Origin of the sequence: Aquabacterium sp. (assembly GCF_050725395.1) — a bacterium.
Taxonomy (GTDB): Bacteria; Pseudomonadota; Gammaproteobacteria; order Burkholderiales; family Burkholderiaceae_C; genus Aquabacterium.
In genome coordinates this window covers 235,155-252,380 of record NZ_JBOHHL010000001.1, presented here as the reverse complement: position 1 = coordinate 252,380, position 17,226 = coordinate 235,155, and the positions used below count along the sequence as shown (strand labels likewise).

The following is a 17,226-nucleotide window of genomic DNA, read 5'->3' as shown; positions in this document are numbered from 1 at the left end:
GTCGTTCTAGAACAGTGCTTGTTGAGTTCAGGCCGCGGTCAGCCAGCGGTAAAGGCCGCACAAGCGATCGGGCAAGGCTCTGGGCTGGTCCACGACGTGGTAATGGCGCCAGCCGAAGATGCGGCGCGCGTAGGTGTCGGCTTGCCGGTCCACGACCAGGCCATGCACCTGCACGCCGCCAGAACGCGCCTCATGGAGGGCATGGCGCGCATCTTCCACCAGGTGCTGCGGGGTGTGCACATCGATGTCAGAGGGCGCGCCATCGGTCAGCACGAGGATGGCTTTCAGATCATTGGCTTCCTCCAGCAGGCAGGCGGTGGCGTGGCGCAAGGCCGCGCCCAATCGGGTCGAGTGGCGCGCCGGGGCCGATGCCAGCACCATGTGCGCGGCAGCATCCAGGGGGGCACCGAAATCAAGCAGGCGGTAATAGCTGACCTCGGCACGCGTGTTGGACGAGAAACCATGCACGGCGATGCGGTCACCACTGGCGTGCACCGCGTCGGCCAGCATCAGGGCTGCTTGCTTTTCCAGGTCGAGGAAAGTTGGCGTGCCTTCGCCCAATCGGTCATTGGTGGATTCAGACAGGTCCAGCAAGACCAGGATGCTGGCTGGCGTGTCAGCCGCCGCACGGCGGATGAAGCAGCGGGATTCGGCAAAGCGTTGCGAGCGCTGCGCCACCATGAACTCCACCACCGCGTTGAGGTCCAGCTCATCGCCTTCCGGCTGGCGCCGGATGCGGCGGCCGCCATTCAAACGCAGCGATCGCTTCAAGGACATGGGCATGGCGGACACCGGCCGCACCAGCCTGGGCGCATGGCGCCAAGTCGGCAGCTTGTCGATCACCGTGCACCAATCCTGGCGCAGCATTGACAGGCGGTGGTCCCATTCCGGGTAGAGGTTCTGGCTCAAGGCCACTTCTTCAACGGCCACTTCGGGCGTCTCGCCATCGCTGCGTTTCTTCAGGGTCTGCGCCTGCGGCGGGCGTTGCTGCGGCACCTGCAGTTCCAATTCAGGCGGCGGGTCGGCGGCCGAAAAGTCGTGTTGCCACAGGAAGGTGTTGTCGTCCCGGTAAGGGGCGGACACTTGGTACTGCCCAGGCCTGAAGGCCACGCGCGTCTGACCCAGGTCGTGCACCAGGTTCAGGGCCATCTGGCGAAAGCCCTCGGTGTTCTCAAGATCGGCGGCGTGCTGTTCGAACAGGGTGCGGGCCTTGTGGACCCAGGGATGATCGTCGCGGTAGCCTTGGTCCATCAGCGCCAGATCCAGGCGTGAGGTCAGCGAGGCAAAGCCCACGCCTTCAGGCTGAAGGGCCAAGCGCAGAGGCGCCAGAAACCAGTCGCGCATGCCCGGGTGCTCGCGCAACAGCAGGCGCTCGACGCGCGCGTCCTCCAGCGCCGAGATCAGCGCGACCGTCATCGGCTTCAAACCGACAGAAGGCAACGCCGGCGTCGAGAATTTCAAATGGGCCACCGCGTGCGCGATGGCAGCCCGAAGCAGGCCACGCTGATCGAGCCCCTCTGGCACGGCCAGGTCATCGGGCAGCAACAGGTGCGTGGGCGTCAGCACGGGACGCGAAGGCAAACCCTCCGCCGCACAAGAGCCGCCCGGCTGCAACGCCAGGTCGCGGCCCAACAAGCCTTGTGCCAACCAACGCAGCGATGGCAAGGCGCCCGGCAAAGCACCCAAGTCCTTCACCGAAGCCTCGCCCGACCTCATGCCACCGCCCCCTCGCCAAACTGCGCGGCCACCAAATCGCGCAAGGTCCGCGCCATGTCCGGGTCATCGGTCAGCGCATGGGTCAAGGCCATGTCGCAGCTTTCACGCGCGTCCAGGCCCGAGCCGATCAGGAGTCCCGCATAGATCAGCATGCGGGTGGACATGCCCTCGTCCAGCCCCCGCCCTTTCAGCGCGCGCGACTGGTGGGCGATGCGCACCAGCCGCGTCGCCACCTCCAGCGCCACGCCGGTTTCATGCGCCACGATGCCGGCTTCCACGGCCATCGGCGGGTAATCGAAATCCAGCGCTGCGAAACGCTGGCGGGTCGAGGTCTTCATGTCCTTGGACCGGCTCTGGTAGCCCGGGTTGTACGACACGATGAGCTGGAAATCAGGGTGGGCCTGGACCACCTCGCCCTTCTTGTCCAGCGGCAGCATGCGGCGCGCGTCGGTCAAGGGGTGGATCACCACGGTGGTGTCCTGCCGCGCCTCCACCACCTCGTCGAGGTAGCAGATGCCCCCGTGACGCACAGCCAGGGTCAGTGGGCCGTCGTGCCACCGGGTGCCGTCCGCGTCCAGCAGGTAGCGGCCCACCAGGTCGGACGCGGTCATGTCCTCGTTGCACGCGAGGGTGACCAGCGGCCGGTCCAGCTTCCAGGCCATGTGCTCGACGAAGCGCGTCTTGCCGCAACCGGTGGGGCCCTTGAGCAACAAGGGCATGCGGTGGCGGTGCGCATGCTCGAACAAGGCGACTTCGTTGCCCGTCGCCTGGTAATAGGGCTCGGCCGCGATGCGGTAGGTGTCGAGCCCCATCATCAACGGTGCTGGGCGGGCTCGTTGGGGATGCCTTCGATCGGGCACTCGGGCGTGCCGGCGGTCGAGCGGGTGATGGACTCGACCATCTCGCGCGTGCCTTCAGGGTCGTTCACCCACTTGCCATAGAACTCGAAGGGGCAGGCCGCCACACCCTTGGCGTCTTCGCCCGAGTTGATCTTGCCCGTGTAGCCGCGGTGCACCAGCTTGTAGAGGTGGTTGTTGGACTGCTGGTTCTTGCGCGCATCGCGGATGGCGCTGACCGACATCTCGGCGTACTGGATGCCCATCTCTTCGGTGCCGCACTCGCCCAGGCTGCGGCCGTCGAAGCCCACCAACGCCGAGTGGCCGAAGTAGCTGTACACGCCGTCGAATCCGGTGGCGTTGGCCACAGCCACGTAGACGTTGTTCATCCAGGCCATGGTCTTGGCAACCATGATCTGCTGCTCCTTGGCGGGGTACATGTAGCCCTGGCAGCGCACGATCAACTCGGCGCCGCGCATGGCGCAGTCGCGCCAGATCTCGGGGTAGTTGCCGTCGTCGCAAATGATCAGGCTGATCTTCATGCCCTTGGGGCCATCGCTCACGTATGTGCAGTTGCCCGGGTACCAGCCCTCGATGGGCGTCCACGGCATGATCTTGCGGTACTTCTGGACGATCTCGCCCTGGTTGTTCATCAGGATGAGCGTGTTGTAGGGCGCCTTGTTGGGATGCTCTTCGTGGCGCTCGCCAGTGAGCGAGAACACGCCCCACACATTGGCCTTGCGGCAGGCGGCGGCGAAGATCTCGGTCTCTTCACCGGGGATGGTCGAGGCCGTGTCGTACATCTCCTTGGCGTCGTACATGATCCCGTGCGTCGAGTACTCGGGAAAGACGACCAGGTCCATGCCGGGCAGGCCCTGCTTCATGCCGACCAGCATTTCGCCAATCTTGCGGGCGTTGGCCAGCACCTCGGCCTTGGTGTGCAGGCGGGGCATCTTGTAGTTGACGACGGCCACGCCGACGGTGTCGTTGCTGCTGCCAATGTCTCCGTGTCTCATGGGGAACTCCTTTGGGGAAAGATGGTTTGATCAGCCACCAATCCGTCAAAGCAAGAATCGGGCAAGCAAAAAACCAGCGCCCTGCACCTCAAGGTGTTGGTGACCGGTGAGGAAGGTCAGCCCGGAATGCATGTCCGGGAAGCCTAAGCGGTCACGGCCTGCCAGGCTCGGCGGCACCCTTGGTTTGGGCGATCGGGAGCCAGACCAAGAAGGTTGTTCCCACGCCGACTTGCGTGTCCACGTCGATGCGGCCGCCATGCCGGCTCACAATGCTGTAAGAGACCGACAGGCCCAGCCCCGTCCCCGATCCCACGGGCTTGGTGGTAAAAAAGGGATCGAAGATCCGCTTGACCACATCTTGTGGAATACCAGAACCGGTGTCCGACACGGAGACCACCACCCAGTCTTGCTCAACGGCCGTTCGAATGGTGATCTGGCCGCGTTCCTTGATCGCCTGCGCGGCATTGACCAGAAGATTCAGGAAAACCTGGTTCAGCTGAGACGGCATGCACTCCACAAGGGGCAGATCGCCGTAGTTCTTGATCACCTCCGCCTTGTACTTGACCTCGTTCTGAACGATGCTGAGGGTGCTGTTCAAGCAATCGTGGAGGTTGGCACTCTGCCATTCCACCTGGTCAACCCGGGAGAAATCTTTCAAGTCTTGAACGATGCGTTTGACACGGTCAAGCCCATCGCGACTCTCCTTGAAGAGTTGGGGCAAATCTTCCCGCAGGAAATCGATCTCGATCTCTTGCTTGACCGCCTTGACACGGGCCAGGGCCTGAGGATGCTGCTCCAGCAAGGATTCCAGCCCTTCGTATTCGCCCAACAAACGCATCAGGTCGGAGATGTAGCTTTCAAGGCTTCCAAAATTGCCATTCACGAAGCCGATGGGGTTGTTGATCTCGTGCGCAACGCCCGCCGCAAGTTGGCCGATCGAGGCCATCTTCTCGGCCTGCAGGAGCTGGCCTTGCGCCTCCGCGAGTTGTGCGATCAATTTTCTTTGCTCGGCCTTTTCAACCTCGAGCGCCGCGATGGTGGCGGTCAGCTGCTTTTGAAACAGCGCCGTGTCGGTGTAGTCAAACAGGGCCACGCAGACGTGGTCCACCACATCGCCACGTTTGACCGGCAGGAATGTGCAGTTCTGGCGCATGGATTCCATGCCACCCGTCACTGAACGATTGTGGGGAAACTTGAAGAGATGCGGCCGCTGCTCCCAGGACGTGAAGGCGTAGTTCTTCAACAGGAAAACGTTCTGGATCTTCTTTTCCAGCCATTTGGACGGCAGCTCAGGGAAGCACTCGAACAGATTGCGGCCCTTCACCTCGTCAAAGCTCTTGCCGCTGTGCATCGCCATGAAACCATTCCAAAGCGTGATGCGAAATTCCGGATCAACGGCAAAGAGGCCCACTTCAACGTGGTCAACGATGAAGCCCAGCATCTCAAATTGATCGTCTGGCGGCATGCTCAGAATCTTTCGATGAACGCGTCGATGGCACGTTCGACCATGGCGATCTGTGCATCGGACATCAGGATGATCAGGTGGCAGGAAAAGCTGTGCCGCTCGAGTTTGAAGTTGACCTCGACGAACAGCACCTGCTTGGTCTCGATCTGCTCGACACGGAGCAGGTCCGTGACCGCGCCATGCTCGCCCATCAGGGCTGGCGCCGAAAAACCGATGTCGATCTGGAACTGCTCGGCCATCCCCCCTAGGCACGCGCCCACCAGAACGTTGGTGACATCCAGCAGGAGTTCGCTTTCGGAGCCGGAGACCGATTCAGGTTCGTAGCCGAACAACTCCGCCAATTGATTGCAGTGCTGGTGGTTGTAGATCACCAGGGCTTCGCCACGCAGCTGTCCATGAAATGCCTGCCGCACACCAGAGACGTCCTTGCACCCCACCATCTCCGCCACTTTGTCGGCCAGTTGCAGGCCTTCCACGGTCAGGATGCGGGGCACCGACAACTCGACAAACTCGTTGAAGATGCGGGCGATCGAGTCGCCTGCCCTGCCCATGCCGATGTTGGTGATTTCTTGCAGCGCATCGCGCTGGTCCTCGTTCAGCAGCGGTGCGTTCATAGCGCCAATCCGTATTCTTTGAGCACCGCATGCACGGCGTCTGCATTGATGGGTTTGCGCATGAAGGCAATGGCCCCCAATTGCTTCACACGTTGCTGGGACTCTGGCTGGATGTCGGCCGACACCACGATGACCAGGCAGTTCATGTCTTCCTTGCGGAGATGCTCCAGAACCTGGAAGCCATCCATGACGGGCATGGTCAGGTCGAGGAACATCACGTCGATCCCGCCCTCCCGGTAGGCCTCCAGGGCCTGCTGGCCATTGGAGGCTTGGCGAATGGACACGTCCCAGGATGGCGGCAGTGCTGCAATCAGCATCTTGCGCGCCATGGCCGAGTCGTCAACAACCAGAACCGATGTGCTCATGTCTGAGACCTTGCGAATGAACCGCGGTTGCGCCCCGACCTGCAGGGGAAAGCTGAGTGCGATGCGCGAAACCGCCGTGCATCGGGGAAATGGTACGCCTTGAGTCGGCCATTGAGAAGGCAGTCAATCCGGCCGCCTTTCGGGTTGGCGGACTGGCAGCGCAATCCGAAAGACGGTGCCAGCCCCAGGCTGACTTTCCACCGTGATCTGGCCACCGTGTTTCTTGACGATGCCATAAGACAAGGACAAGCCCAAGCCCGTTCCCTTGCCAACAGCCTTGGTGGTGAAGAAAGGGTCGAAGATCCGCTTGAGGTTTTCTGGTGCAATGCCATGCCCTTCATCTGCGATCTCGACGAAGACTGACTCGGGCAGCGCCGAGCCCACAGTCACCGTGATCTTGCCGCGCCGCTCATGCATCGCGTGCGCGGCATTGACCAGCAAGTTCATGAAGACCTGGTTCAGCTGAGATGGCATGCATTCCACATCCGGAATGTCTCCGTAGTGCTTGACCACCTCGGCCACATATTTGATTTCATTTTGAACAATGTTCAATGTGCTATCCAGCCCACAGCGAAGGTCGGCCCATTGCCACTGCGCCTCATCCACGTGCGAGAAGTCCTTCAGGTCCTGAACGATCTTGCGGACACGTTCGATGCCGTCGATGGATTCGCTCACCAGGTTCGGAATGTCCTGGCGCAGGTAGCTGAGATCGATTTGAGCGCGCAAACCCGACATGCGCTGCCGAATCGAAGCCTCCATGTCAGCCTCGTGCGATTCATAAGCCGCGATGAGATCAAGCAGGCTTTGAACATACTCGCGCAAGGTCCCCATGTTGGAGCCCACAAAGCCGATGGGGTTGTTGATTTCGTGGGCCACCCCGGCCGCCAATTGCCCGATCGAGGCCATTTTTTCAGCCTGCAGAAGCTGATGATGGGCTTCTTCCAGCTTCTTGATCAAAGCCTGCTGCTCCGACTTCTCCTGCAGCAGCGCCTGCTCGACCGCATGGCGCTCCTGCAATTCGAACTGCAACTGAACATTGCGCTCGGTCAGTTCCGCCGACATCAGCTCCAGCGAGCGTTCGATCGCACTCCGGTCGGCATCCGCGTCGCGGTAGGCCTCATTGACCGCCGCCAGCAGCCGACCCAGTTCATGAGGTGGCGCACCTTCGGGAAGGTGGCGGCCAATCTGGCGCTCAAGCAGCTTGTGGTAATTCACTTCACTGCTCTGAGAACGTGGTGACCGTCATGGTCTGGTTGTGCAGCTCGCACTTGGTGAGGTTGAGGTGCGGGCAGATCTCGCCATAGGAGTAGAAGCCCGCCAAAGTTGCCTGCGGCCCCAGCACCTCCCGGACGCTTTCGATTTCTTCCTCGACACGCTGCTTGAGGACCAGCTTGCGCCCAACACAACTGATCAGGATGGCCAACTCGGGCTCGAAACTGTCCAGCCTTTGAAGCCCCGCCCGCGCCGCACCCGCCGCGCCTTCGATCAAACGGTCGAAATTGGCTTTCATCAGCCGCGCATGGGTGCCCTGCGGCATGTCACCCGCGAAGGTCATGCTGCCCTGGGCCTCGTCCACCGCCAGGATGGTGCGGACCACGCTGCCGTCGATCGAATCGCCACGCAGTGCCAGAGGAAACAGCAAGGCGCTGGCGGGAAGCTGCTGGGCGTGCTCACCCAGGTAGCGCTTGTACAGATCAAGTGCCGGCTGCCCATCCAGCTCGAACAGCACATTGCCGCTTGAACGTGTCACCAGCCGCTCTGGCCCGAAGCTGTCCCAACCGCCCATCGAGCCATAACCCACCTTCAGGCGGTCGCCGTAGAAGCCGATGGCCGCCACGCATTTTTCCGAGACCTTGTTGTCCACGCAAACCAGGGTGCTTTGGAAACGATCGCCATCGCCAGCCAGTCCACCGGTCACCGCCACCGTGGCGGGCAGGTGTTCGCGCAGGCCATTGGCCAAGGCGGTTCCATTGACATGGAGACCATCGGACAGGACCATCACATGGGCCAGCCCCGGTGTGTTGAGTTCGGCGGCCAGTGTCGCGCCTGTCTGGTGGCTGTCCAAGGCGTCGACCACCATGGCGCTGGCCATCCGCAGGTGGGTGTGCGCGAAATGCAGCGCCGTGGCCACCAGCGTGTTGTCTTGAACACTCATGCCGCAGATCTCGCCAGCGGTCGAACAGCCGACGATGTGAGCCTGTGGGTACCAAATGCGGAGTTGCGCCAAGGCTTCCACATTTTGAAGCGCCTCAGGAGAGCCGAAGGCCAGCACGCAATGCACAGGGCTTTTCATGGCCGGTTTGTCCTGGCTCCAGCCGGTTTGCGCATTCCACGTCAACTGTTCTGTCTGCATTGGCGATTTTCAAAGGCGATGGGAACGGCCCCAGGCCAAGACTTCGGCAATTCGGCCAAACGATTGAGCACCAGCGAACCGGGCTTTGCATCCAAACGTGAACTTGTGGCGGATGCTGGTCTTTTACGCCACTCGGTGCCAGCACGACCGAACAAACACACCAGCAGCATGGGAAAGCCGCTGGTTTCTGCCCGAATGGCGCACATTCCAAGAAGCGACTCCGGTCATTCCCGTCGAGATCACACAGACGCGACCTCCTGTGGGATGACCGGCCATCATGTTTCAGGAGCATCAACCGATAGAAGACGAGAGATCCGCGTTGCTAAAACGCGGCAGCACGTGTCACCAGGAGGCACTTTGAACGACCAGTCCTCGCCAAACCTCTTGCATGAATCGGATCCAGCACTGCGCATGAGTCGATTCATGCTGGACCACTCGCCTGTGCCAGTGCTGGTCGTGGATGAGGACGGGCTGTTGAGCTACGTCAACGAAGCCACTGAAAAACTGCTGGGATACGGCGCAGGAGGCATGAAGGAGATGAGCATCTTCGACATCGCCCCGCATCGGCGTCCAGACATGTGGCGCAACACCTCGGACACGCTCAAGCGCACAGGCAGCCGCACACTTTCCAGCGACTGGCGAGCTGCCGATGGCCACATGATCACGGTCGAGTTGCATGCCTCGCCCCTGGAATACGACGCCAAGAGCTTTGTCGTGCTCTATGCGCATGACACATCGGGGCGGCAGGAAGCGCAGGAACAGTCCTTGCGGCTGGCCCGGTTTGACACGGTGACCGGCCTGCCCGACCGCCAGATGCTGCACGACCGCCTCCAGGCCGAAGCAAGGCTTGCCCTTCCCCAAGGACGGCGGATCGCCTTGGTGGCGATCGAGATCAATGAAATCCAGAAGATCAACGGGTCGCTGGGCTACGCGCTTGGGGATCAATTGCTGCTGCTGCTGACCCGCAAAATGGCCGCTGCCTTGCGCAAGTCGGACACATGGGCCCACATGGGCTCGGGCGAGTTCATGTTCCTGCTGACCGACGACGGCCAACTGGATGACGAGCTGGCATTGCAGTTCAGCCGCCAGCTGGTGGAGACCCTGTCGGGCCCGGTCAAACTGGACGGCGCCGTGGTCGAGGTTTCGTGCGGCATCGGGATCGTGGTGTTCCCCCAGGACGGGGACGAGGAGCCACGCCATGCCTTGAGGCAAGCCGAGGCGGCGATGCGCATGGCACAAGCCATGGGGCCCAATCAGATCTGTTTTTTCACCGCCGAAGCCAATGCCAAGCTGGGAGACAAGCTCGCCCGGGCGGCGGCCCTGCGGGAGGCCTTGAGCCGGCAGGAGCTCTACCTTCAATACCAACCGCAGATCGACCTGCTCACAGGCCAGGTGATCGGCGTGGAAGCGCTGGTGCGCTGGCGCAACGACTTGTTCGGTGACCTCGCTCCCGATGACTTCATTCCCATCGCGGAGGAAACGGAACTCATCCTGGAGATCAGCAGCTGGGTGCTCAAGACCGCCTGCGAGAGTGCCATGCGGTGGCAACAATCAGGGCTGCCGGCTTTGCGAATGGCCGTGAACATGTCGGCAAGGCAGTTGAATCAACCCGACATCGCCGGCTCGGTCGAAGCGGTCTTGCGACAGACCGGCCTGGATCCGCATTGCCTGACCATCGAAGTCACGGAAAGCATGTTGATGAATGACCTGGCGCGTGTGGCCGACGCGCTGAGCGCGCTCAAGTCGATTGGCGTGCACATCGCGCTGGACGACTTTGGCACTGGCTACTCGAGCTTGGTCAACTTGCGCCGCTTGCCGATCGACATGATCAAGATTGGAAGATCGCTGGTGCCCGACGTCACGGCGGCCACACAGGATGTGTCCATCACCCGGGCGATCATCAACCTGGCGCACAGCCTGCAGATGAAGGTGGTGGCCGTGGGCGTTGAAAGCGATGGCGAAGTCGCCCTGCTGGTGGCCAACCAGTGCGACCAGATGCAGGGCTTCTATTTCAGCGAACCCCTGCACGAGCAGGACATGCTCGCGCTGCTGCGTGACAAGAAGTGCCTGCCCCAGGACATGATTGGACGCAAGGGGCGCAAGCGCACGCTCTTGCTGGTCGATGACGAAGAAAGCATCGTGTCATCCCTGAAGCGCCTGCTGCGCCGTGATGGTTATGACATCGTCACCGCCAACAGCGGACCTCAAGGCTTGCAGCGCCTGGCCGAGTACGAGGTGGACGTGATCTTGTCCGACCAGAGAATGCCGGGCATGACGGGGGTCGAGTTCTTGCGCAGGGCCAAGGAGCTTTATCCCAAGACGGTGCGCATGGTGCTGTCGGGCTACACCGAACTCCAATCGATCACGGACGCCATCAACGAGGGCGCCATCTACAAGTTCCTGACCAAGCCATGGAATGACGAGCTGGTTCGGGGACACATCAAGGAAGCCTTTCAGCAAAAGGAAATGGCCGATGAGAACCTGCGGCTTGACCGCGAGGTCCAGGATGCCAACCTCGAATTGGCCGAAGTCAACAAGCGGCTTCAGCATCTTCTGGCCTACCAGCAAGAACAGATCAACCGCGAAGAAAGCAGCCTGACCATGGCCAGGGATGTGCTGGAGAACATCCCGGCGCCGCTGATCGGGTTCGACCCGGAAGGCATGGTCGCTTTCATGAACACCGACGCCGAAGAACTGTTCAGCGACGCTGGGAACCTGCTGGGCATGCACGTCAACGACATCAAGCTGGAGCCCTTGGCGGCGCTTTGGAACACCTGTGATGGCCTTCACCATGACATCACCCTCAAAGGCTTGGCGTTTCGGGCGGTGTGCCGCCCCATGACCGGGGCCGCGAAGTCAAGAGGCGCGCTGCTGGTCCTCATGCCGCAGTCAAAAGAGGCCCTCCCCTCCGACGGAAGCTCGACATGACACCCGACCAGACCCCCAAGACCGACACAGACCTCATCCCATCGGCATCGACCGAGGCGCAGCGCGAGGAAACAAGGCGGCAGATCGAGCACCGGTTCCGGCACATCCTCGGCTCCGGTCAAGTCAGCCCGCTCTATCACCTGGTGATGAGGTACAAATTGGGAGCCTTGCCATGAGCGACCTGGTCATCACGCCAGACCAATTCAAAGCGCGTGTCAGAGAACTGCCCTCCCTCCCTGCGGTCGTGATGGAGCTCATCGCCTGCCTCGGCAACGAATCATTGTCATCGGAAGAGCTTGCGGCCAAGTTGTCGCGAGACCCTGCCTTGAGCGCCAAGACACTGCGCATGGCCAACTCGGCCTTCTATGGCATGACCCGACAAATTGGGTCCATTCCCGAAGCACTGACGATCTTGGGCATGAGGACCGTTCGAACGGTGGTCGTGGCCGCAGGGGTCACCGGCAGCTTCAAGCCCCCTCAGGTTCCGGGCTTCGAGTTCAGGGGCTTCTGGCGGCATGCGGTCGGCACGGCGCTGTGCGGGCAGGCGCTCGCGCATGAACTTCGCATGGACAGCGACATTGGCTTTGCGGCAGGGCTGCTGCATGACATCGGGCGCATTGCCCTGGCCTGTTCTTACAGCGATGTCTACGCCAAGGTCCTGGCACACCAGCGCCAGCATGACCTGCTGCTGGTGGATGCCGAACGGTCTTTGATGGGCATCGACCATGCCGTCGCCGGGGCCAGGATCGCGGAGCACTGGCGGTTCTCACCAGTGATTGTCGAAGCCATCGAGTTTCACCATGCACCGTCCATGCACCATGGTCCGGGGCTGGTGGGGCTGGCGCACCTCGCCGATGCGTTCTCGCACGCCTTGGGCTTTTCGGGCGATGCCGATGAGACGGTTCCGCCTACCCCGCCTGACATCTGGGCGGCCATGTTCCCCGGCGAGGAAGCCTGCATGGCGGCATTCGCCCAAGTGCAAAACCAGTTTGAAGATGTGTGTCAGGCCTTGCAGGTCTGATGCCAGGAGCCCCATGGACACGCCTCAAGCCATTCCCCGGACCGTTCTCTGCGTTGACGACGAGCCGAGCATCCTTTCCGCCATGAAGCGCCTGTTTCGCTCGTCAGGGCACCGGGTCCTGACCGCGGAAAGCGGCGCGGCGGCCTTGGCGCTGCTCGAAACCGAAACAGTCGATCTGATCATCTCCGACATGCGCATGCCGATGATGACTGGCGCCGAGTTGCTCTCGCAAGTGCGCACGCGCTGGCCCGAGATCACGAGGCTTTTGCTGACGGGCTATGCCGACATCGATTCCACCATCTCCGCGATCAACGAGGGGCAGATTCATCGGTACATCGCCAAGCCCTGGAAAGACAGCGAGATCCTGGGCACTGTCGCCGAAGCCTTTGAACGCAAAGCGCTTGTCGCCGAGAAGAATCGCCTTGAAGCCCTGAGCATCCGGCAAAACGAAGAACTCAAGGCGCTCAATGCCACGCTTGAGCAGAAGGTCGAGGAGCGCACGGCCGAGTTGGCGCAACTCAATGACCGACTGAAGAAGAACTACTTCAACTCGATCAAGTCGTTCTCCAATCTGATCGAACTGCGGGGTGGGCAACTGGTGGGCCATTCACGCAAAGTGGCGGACCTGGCAAGGCGCACGGCCAAGACCTTGAATCTGGACGACACGCAGGCCCACGAGGTTTTCATCGCGGCCTTGATGCACGACATCGGCAAGATCGGGCTGTCGGACACGACCTTGTCCAAGCCGGTTTCGAAGATGACGCCGGAAGAGTCCGCCCGCTACAGGCTTCACCCGATTTTTGGGGAGCAGGCTTTGATGGGCCTGGATGACATGCAACCCGTGGCAGCCTTGATCCGGTCTCACCATGAGCGCCACGATGGCCGTGGATTCCCGGATGGCCTCAAGGACGAGGCCATTCCAGTGGGGGCCCGCATCCTGGCCGTGGTCGATGCCTATGAAGACATGCAGGCCGGCCACCTCATCACCGAATGCCTTTCGCCGCACGAGGCCCGAACAATGATCAGCCGAGGCAAAGGCACGCAGTTCGATCCAGCGGTCATCGATGCCTTTCTGAGCCTGTTTGCCAAACCACCGCCGCCGCCCACGCACCGTCCGCTCAAGTTGAGAACGGACGAACTGAAACCCGGCATGGTGCTCGCCGTTGACTTCCTGTCCGCCGAAGGCGTCTTGCTTCTGGCAGCAGACCATGTGCTGACCGATGAACTGATTGCGCGGATCAAGACCTTCGAGCGGCGGGGTGGCCAACCCATCTTGCTGGCCATCAAGCAGCCACAGGAGCGTTCATGAGCCGCATACTGCTCCTTGACGATGAGCCCAACGTGGTCTTCGCCCTGCAGCGTTTGCTGCGCCGGTCCTTGCCGGCCTCCGTCAAGGTGGAAGGCTTCGACAACCCGCTGCAGGCGCTGGCGCGCACGGACGTGGTGTCGTTCGACGTCGTCGTCAGCGACTTCCGCATGCCCCAGATGAACGGCGTCCAGTTCCTGGGAAAGGTGCGCGACAAGCAGCCCCAAGCCATTCGCATGATCTTGAGCGCCACCACGGAGGTCGAGACCATCATGACGGCGATCAACGACGTCGAGGTGTTCCGTTACCTGACCAAGCCATGGCAGGAAGGCGAACTGGTGTCATGCGTCAAATTGGCCCTGGAGCGTGCCCAGAAAAATCTGCAGGAGCGCAAAGCCGTCGACGAGATGAGGGTGCGCCAGAATGACTTGAGTGCCCAGGAAGCTGAGAAAAGGCGATTGGAAGAGCAGGAGCCGGGCATCACCCACGTGGAATGGGGGCCGAACGGCGAGGTCCTGATGCCCGGGCTGGACGAGGATCCAGTCAACTGAGCCATTCGCACCTGGGGCCGAGGAGGAGGCTCACGCCGAGATGCCCACGGTCAGCGTGGCCACATAGCCGTTCACGAGGTCGCCGGTGACGGTGGCCGTCTGGAGGCTCACGCCATCGCTGAACACATTGTCGGTGGCGAAGCTGATCTGGGCCAGGTTGCTGACGCTGGCGCTGTAGCCCGAGGCACCGTTGTAGACGGTCTGGCACACGGCCACGGGAAAGGCCAGTTGCGAGGTCTTCAGCTTGTTGCTGTACTGCGTGGCCACGTTGGCCGATTGGTAGACCTCGAAGTGCACATGCGGCATGCGGCCCGAATAGCACGCCGGAAAGATGGTGGTGAAGCTCGCCACCCCACTGCTGTCGGTGGACTGCACGCCGCGCAGGTAGTTCTCGGCGGTGATGCCGGACGAGTACATCGAGTACTTGCCATCGCGGTCGCAATGCCACAGGTAGATGGCATAACCCGACAGGTCGGCACAACTGGACGCCGTGTTGACCAAGCGCAACTCGATGGTGAGCGGCACCCCGGCTGCCACCCCCGAAGCCCCAGCAATGCTGGAACGGATGTCGCTGCGCACGATGCCGCTCAGGGCCAGGGCATTGGCGATCGAGCCATTGCTGCTGTTGGAACCATCGCCTGGATAAGGACCGGCGGTTTCCTCCGGGATGACCGAGCACGACGCGACGGTGCCCGTGCCTGTGGTGGTGCCGGACGTCGTCGTGGTGCTGCCCGTCGTGCTGCTGGCGGAGGTGGTGCTGGGGTCGCCGCCACCTCCGCAGCCTACCAGGGCCGTGGCACCGGCCCCCAACAACCAGCGCAGGGCCTGCCGGCGCTGGGTGGATGACAGGATGAGCATTTGCAGGTCGTGTGCCAGGCCCTGGTCGTGATCGTGGTCGTGGTGGTGGTCGCTCATGCGGGGTGCCTCGTCGTGTTGATGCGGGCACGTCTTGCCCGTCCAGGCATTGCAACCAGCGGGCTTGTCGGGCGTTTAGCGGCTTTGTGTCGACCCCGACACATGCGTCCGAGGCAGCAGCACCTCGGCGCGCAAACCACCTTCGGGCCGGTTGCGCAAGGTCAGCGTGCCGCCTTGGCGAGTGATCAGGTCACGCGCGATGTAAAGGCCCAGCCCCGTGCCACCGGTGTGTCGGTTGCGCGAACTTTCGACGCGGTAGAAGGGCTGAAACACGGCGTCCAGTTGCTCTGGCGGGATGCCTGGCCCCGCGTCATCGACCACGATCCGAACCTGCTGGCCTTGCCAGCGCACCGAGACATCCGCCCGCTGGCCATAGCGCAGCGCGTTGCCCACCAGGTTGGACACCACTCGGCGCAGCAGCACCGGCCGGCACTTCACCACGGCCGTGTCCCCCTGGAAAGTGACGGCCTGCCCTTGCTCGATCAGGTCGTCGGTCAGCGACTGCACCACCGAACAAACATCGGCGTTCTGGACCGGTTCGTTGGCGCCCGCATCGCGGAACATCTGCAAGGCCGAATCGATCAGTTCGTTCATCTCGCGGATGTCGTTCACGCAACGGTCGAGCAGCGGATCCTCGGGCAGGCTGACCATGCGCATGCGCATGCGCGTCAAGGGCGTGCGCAGATCGTGGGACAGGGCCGCCAGCATCAGGCCCCGCGCCTTGAACTGGTCGCTCAGCCGCTGCGCCATGTCGTTGAAAACCCGGGCAGTTTCACGCACCTCGGTCGTGCCCCGGGACTCGTCCAGTTTGGGCAGGCGCTGCGGGTCTTGGCCCAGCAAGGCGGTCAACTCGCGCGAGGCCGAGGCCAAGGTGTGCATGGGCCGCGACAACCAGCGCGCGCCCAGCCACGCCGCCAGGCCGATGATGAGGAAGCGGATGCCGTAATCCACGACCAACATGCCTGCCCGCGAGTGGGACGGCGGCGGCAAACTGGCCGCCTGCGCCCCGGGCTGCGCGTCACCGCGCCAGGGCAAAGGCTGCTCGTCCGGCGGCTCACGCGTGAGGCCCCCCGGCGCCATGGGCGGTCTCGGGCCACGGTTGGGCATCGGGCCTCCGCCCGGCCCCGCCGGACCACCCGGCCGCATCCCGGGGCCTGCCTCCAGGCCCGGCGTCGGTGGCAGGGATGGGAAGGTCGGCAGGCCGGGTCCAGGCTCATCCTGCGCATGCGATGGGGCCTCATGCCACGAGGTCACCACCGAATACGCCACCACGTGGCTGACCACCAGCGCCACCCACATCAGGATGAAGAGGCGCATGAACAAGGTGTCGCCCAGCCAACGCTTGAGCCTGCTCATGCCAGCACCTTGACGTTGAACAAGTAGCCCTCGCCACGCATGGTCTTGATGAGCACAGGCTCGCGCGAGGAGTCGCCCAGCTTCTGCCTCAGGCGCGACACGGCCAGGTCGATGCTGCGGTCGTTGACATCGACGCCAGGCGCGCGCGTCATGTCGATCAACTGGTCGCGGCTGAGCACGCGGCCCGGCCGCTCCACGAAGGCCGACAACAGGCGGAACTCGGCACTGGACAAAGCCACCACCACGTCTTGCGGCGACACCAGCTGGCGCAACAGGCGGTCGAAGGTCCAGCCTTGGAAGCGCACCGTGCGTTGCGCGTCTTCTTTGCCACGCTCGCCCTTTTGCGCACGGCGCAAGACGGCGTTGATGCGGGCCACCAGTTCGCGCGGCTCGAAGGGCTTGGCGAGGTAATCGTCCGCGCCCACCTCCAGCCCCAGGACGCGGCTGGCCGGGTCGCCTTGCGCCGTCAGCATGATCACGGGCGTGCCGGCGTGCTCTTGCACCCAGCGGCACAAGGCCAGGCCGTTGTCGTCGGGCAGCATCAGGTCCAGCACGATGACATCGAAGGCACCGGGCTGCACCAAGCGGCGCATCTCCGCGCCGCACGAGGCGGTGGTCACCGTCATGCCGAAACGCTGCAAGTAATCGCGCACCGAGTCGCGGATCTCGCCGTCATCGTCAACCACCAGGCATCGATTCATGGAACTCATTCTAGGCAGTCTGGCCACGCACCTTGTCAGGGGCGTACACGGAGTGTGTCCAACTGGACATGAAGCGGGCAAAA

17 protein-coding genes are annotated in these 17,226 nt (G+C 62.5%); 6 read left to right on the top strand and 11 right to left on the bottom strand.

The window, feature by feature from the left end:
- Positions 1-27: 27 nt before the first annotated feature.
- The 7 genes from ACREB4_RS01175 to ACREB4_RS01145 form a co-directional block, all read right to left on the bottom strand.
- Positions 28-1,716: a nitric oxide reductase activation protein NorD gene (locus ACREB4_RS01175; protein WP_431586346.1), complete on the bottom strand. Its 1,689-nt coding sequence runs from the start codon at positions 1,714-1,716 to the stop codon at positions 28-30.
- Positions 1,713-2,528 carry a CbbQ/NirQ/NorQ/GpvN family protein gene (locus tag ACREB4_RS01170; RefSeq protein ID WP_431586406.1) on the bottom strand — a complete coding sequence of 272 codons (816 nt, stop codon included), beginning with the start codon at positions 2,526-2,528 and terminating at the stop codon, positions 1,713-1,715. The genes ACREB4_RS01175 and ACREB4_RS01170 overlap by 4 nt, the downstream gene beginning before the upstream one ends.
- A 2-nt stretch (positions 2,529-2,530) precedes the next feature.
- Positions 2,531-3,568: an aliphatic amidase gene (locus tag ACREB4_RS01165; protein WP_431586345.1), complete on the bottom strand. Its 1,038-nt coding sequence runs from the start codon at positions 3,566-3,568 to the stop codon at positions 2,531-2,533.
- 151 nt (positions 3,569-3,719) lie between these two features.
- On the bottom strand, positions 3,720-5,033 hold the full coding sequence (locus ACREB4_RS01160; RefSeq protein ID WP_431586344.1) for an ATP-binding protein: 1,314 nt from the start codon (positions 5,031-5,033) through the stop codon (positions 3,720-3,722).
- Between the two features lie 2 nt (positions 5,034-5,035).
- On the bottom strand, positions 5,036-5,647 hold the full coding sequence (locus ACREB4_RS01155; RefSeq protein ID WP_431586343.1) for a chemotaxis protein CheC: 612 nt from the start codon (positions 5,645-5,647) through the stop codon (positions 5,036-5,038).
- A complete protein-coding gene (locus tag ACREB4_RS01150) occupies positions 5,644-6,012 on the bottom strand; it encodes a response regulator (protein WP_431586342.1) in 369 nt (122 codons plus the stop codon). The genes ACREB4_RS01155 and ACREB4_RS01150 overlap by 4 nt, the downstream gene beginning before the upstream one ends.
- Before the next feature lie 123 nt (positions 6,013-6,135).
- Entirely contained in the window at positions 6,136-6,969 is an 834-nt protein-coding gene (locus tag ACREB4_RS01145) for an ATP-binding protein (RefSeq protein WP_431586341.1), read from the bottom strand.
- Here ACREB4_RS01145 and ACREB4_RS01140 point away from each other — a divergent pair.
- Entirely contained in the window at positions 6,940-7,251 is a 312-nt protein-coding gene (locus ACREB4_RS01140; RefSeq protein WP_431586340.1) for a hypothetical protein, read from the top strand. The two genes, ACREB4_RS01145 and ACREB4_RS01140, sit on opposite strands and share 30 nt — an antisense overlap.
- On the opposite strand, the gene ACREB4_RS01135 is transcribed toward ACREB4_RS01140, so the two are convergent.
- Complete coding sequence (locus ACREB4_RS01135; protein ID WP_431586339.1) at positions 7,229-8,305, bottom strand: FIST signal transduction protein; 1,077 nt, start codon at positions 8,303-8,305, stop codon at positions 7,229-7,231. The two genes, ACREB4_RS01140 and ACREB4_RS01135, sit on opposite strands and share 23 nt — an antisense overlap.
- Positions 8,306-8,776: 471 nt before the next feature.
- On the opposite strand from ACREB4_RS01135, the gene ACREB4_RS01130 reads away from it, so the two are divergent.
- Genes ACREB4_RS01130 through ACREB4_RS01110 form a run of 5 tightly spaced genes read left to right on the top strand, consistent with a single transcriptional unit; the run spans position 8,777 to position 14,171 of the window.
- A complete protein-coding gene (locus tag ACREB4_RS01130) occupies positions 8,777-11,293 on the top strand; it encodes an EAL domain-containing protein (protein WP_431586338.1) in 2,517 nt (838 codons plus the stop codon).
- Positions 11,290-11,469, top strand: coding sequence for a hypothetical protein (locus ACREB4_RS01125; RefSeq protein WP_431586337.1), 180 nt, complete (start codon positions 11,290-11,292; stop codon positions 11,467-11,469). Before ACREB4_RS01130 ends, ACREB4_RS01125 begins: the two co-directional genes overlap by 4 nt.
- Positions 11,466-12,314: an HDOD domain-containing protein gene (locus ACREB4_RS01120; RefSeq protein ID WP_431586336.1), complete on the top strand. Its 849-nt coding sequence runs from the start codon at positions 11,466-11,468 to the stop codon at positions 12,312-12,314. The genes ACREB4_RS01125 and ACREB4_RS01120 overlap by 4 nt, the downstream gene beginning before the upstream one ends.
- A 13-nt stretch (positions 12,315-12,327) precedes the next feature.
- A complete protein-coding gene (locus tag ACREB4_RS01115) occupies positions 12,328-13,623 on the top strand; it encodes an HD domain-containing phosphohydrolase (protein ID WP_431586335.1) in 1,296 nt (431 codons plus the stop codon).
- Positions 13,620-14,171, top strand: coding sequence for a response regulator (locus ACREB4_RS01110; RefSeq protein WP_431586334.1), 552 nt, complete (start codon positions 13,620-13,622; stop codon positions 14,169-14,171). The genes ACREB4_RS01115 and ACREB4_RS01110 overlap by 4 nt, the downstream gene beginning before the upstream one ends.
- 30 nt (positions 14,172-14,201) lie before the next feature.
- On the opposite strand, the gene ACREB4_RS01105 is transcribed toward ACREB4_RS01110, so the two are convergent.
- The 3 genes from ACREB4_RS01105 to ACREB4_RS01095 form a co-directional block, all read right to left on the bottom strand.
- Complete coding sequence (locus tag ACREB4_RS01105; protein ID WP_431586333.1) at positions 14,202-15,086, bottom strand: intradiol ring-cleavage dioxygenase; 885 nt, start codon at positions 15,084-15,086, stop codon at positions 14,202-14,204.
- A 75-nt stretch (positions 15,087-15,161) separates the two neighbouring features.
- Positions 15,162-16,442, bottom strand: a complete 1,281-nt coding sequence (locus ACREB4_RS01100) for an ATP-binding protein (RefSeq protein WP_431586332.1) — start codon at positions 16,440-16,442, stop codon at positions 15,162-15,164.
- On the bottom strand, positions 16,439-17,143 hold the full coding sequence (locus ACREB4_RS01095; protein ID WP_431586331.1) for a response regulator: 705 nt from the start codon (positions 17,141-17,143) through the stop codon (positions 16,439-16,441). Before ACREB4_RS01095 ends, ACREB4_RS01100 begins: the two co-directional genes overlap by 4 nt.
- Positions 17,144-17,226 lie beyond the last annotated feature (83 nt).

Bases quoted from the DNA above. Each gene is read 5' to 3' on its own strand.
- ACREB4_RS01175 (WP_431586346.1), bottom strand. From the start codon at position 1,716: ATGAGGTCGGGCGAGGCTTCGGTGAAGGACTTGGGTGCTTTGCCGGGC.
- ACREB4_RS01170 (WP_431586406.1), bottom strand. From the start codon at position 2,528: ATGGGGCTCGACACCTACCGCATCGCGGCCGAGCCCTATTACCAGGCG.
- ACREB4_RS01165 (WP_431586345.1), bottom strand. From the start codon at position 3,568: ATGAGACACGGAGACATTGGCAGCAGCAACGACACCGTCGGCGTGGCC.
- ACREB4_RS01160 (WP_431586344.1), bottom strand. From the start codon at position 5,033: ATGCCGCCAGACGATCAATTTGAGATGCTGGGCTTCATCGTTGACCAC.
- ACREB4_RS01155 (WP_431586343.1), bottom strand. From the start codon at position 5,647: ATGAACGCACCGCTGCTGAACGAGGACCAGCGCGATGCGCTGCAAGAA.
- ACREB4_RS01150 (WP_431586342.1), bottom strand. From the start codon at position 6,012: ATGAGCACATCGGTTCTGGTTGTTGACGACTCGGCCATGGCGCGCAAG.
- ACREB4_RS01140 (WP_431586340.1), top strand. From the start codon at position 6,940: ATGATGGGCTTCTTCCAGCTTCTTGATCAAAGCCTGCTGCTCCGACTT.
- ACREB4_RS01135 (WP_431586339.1), bottom strand. From the start codon at position 8,305: ATGAAAAGCCCTGTGCATTGCGTGCTGGCCTTCGGCTCTCCTGAGGCG.
- ACREB4_RS01130 (WP_431586338.1), top strand. From the start codon at position 8,777: ATGAGTCGATTCATGCTGGACCACTCGCCTGTGCCAGTGCTGGTCGTG.
- ACREB4_RS01125 (WP_431586337.1), top strand. From the start codon at position 11,290: ATGACACCCGACCAGACCCCCAAGACCGACACAGACCTCATCCCATCG.
- ACREB4_RS01120 (WP_431586336.1), top strand. From the start codon at position 11,466: ATGAGCGACCTGGTCATCACGCCAGACCAATTCAAAGCGCGTGTCAGA.
- ACREB4_RS01115 (WP_431586335.1), top strand. From the start codon at position 12,328: ATGGACACGCCTCAAGCCATTCCCCGGACCGTTCTCTGCGTTGACGAC.
- ACREB4_RS01110 (WP_431586334.1), top strand. From the start codon at position 13,620: ATGAGCCGCATACTGCTCCTTGACGATGAGCCCAACGTGGTCTTCGCC.
- ACREB4_RS01105 (WP_431586333.1), bottom strand. From the start codon at position 15,086: ATGAGCGACCACCACCACGACCACGATCACGACCAGGGCCTGGCACAC.
- ACREB4_RS01100 (WP_431586332.1), bottom strand. From the start codon at position 16,442: ATGAGCAGGCTCAAGCGTTGGCTGGGCGACACCTTGTTCATGCGCCTC.
- ACREB4_RS01095 (WP_431586331.1), bottom strand. From the start codon at position 17,143: ATGAATCGATGCCTGGTGGTTGACGATGACGGCGAGATCCGCGACTCG.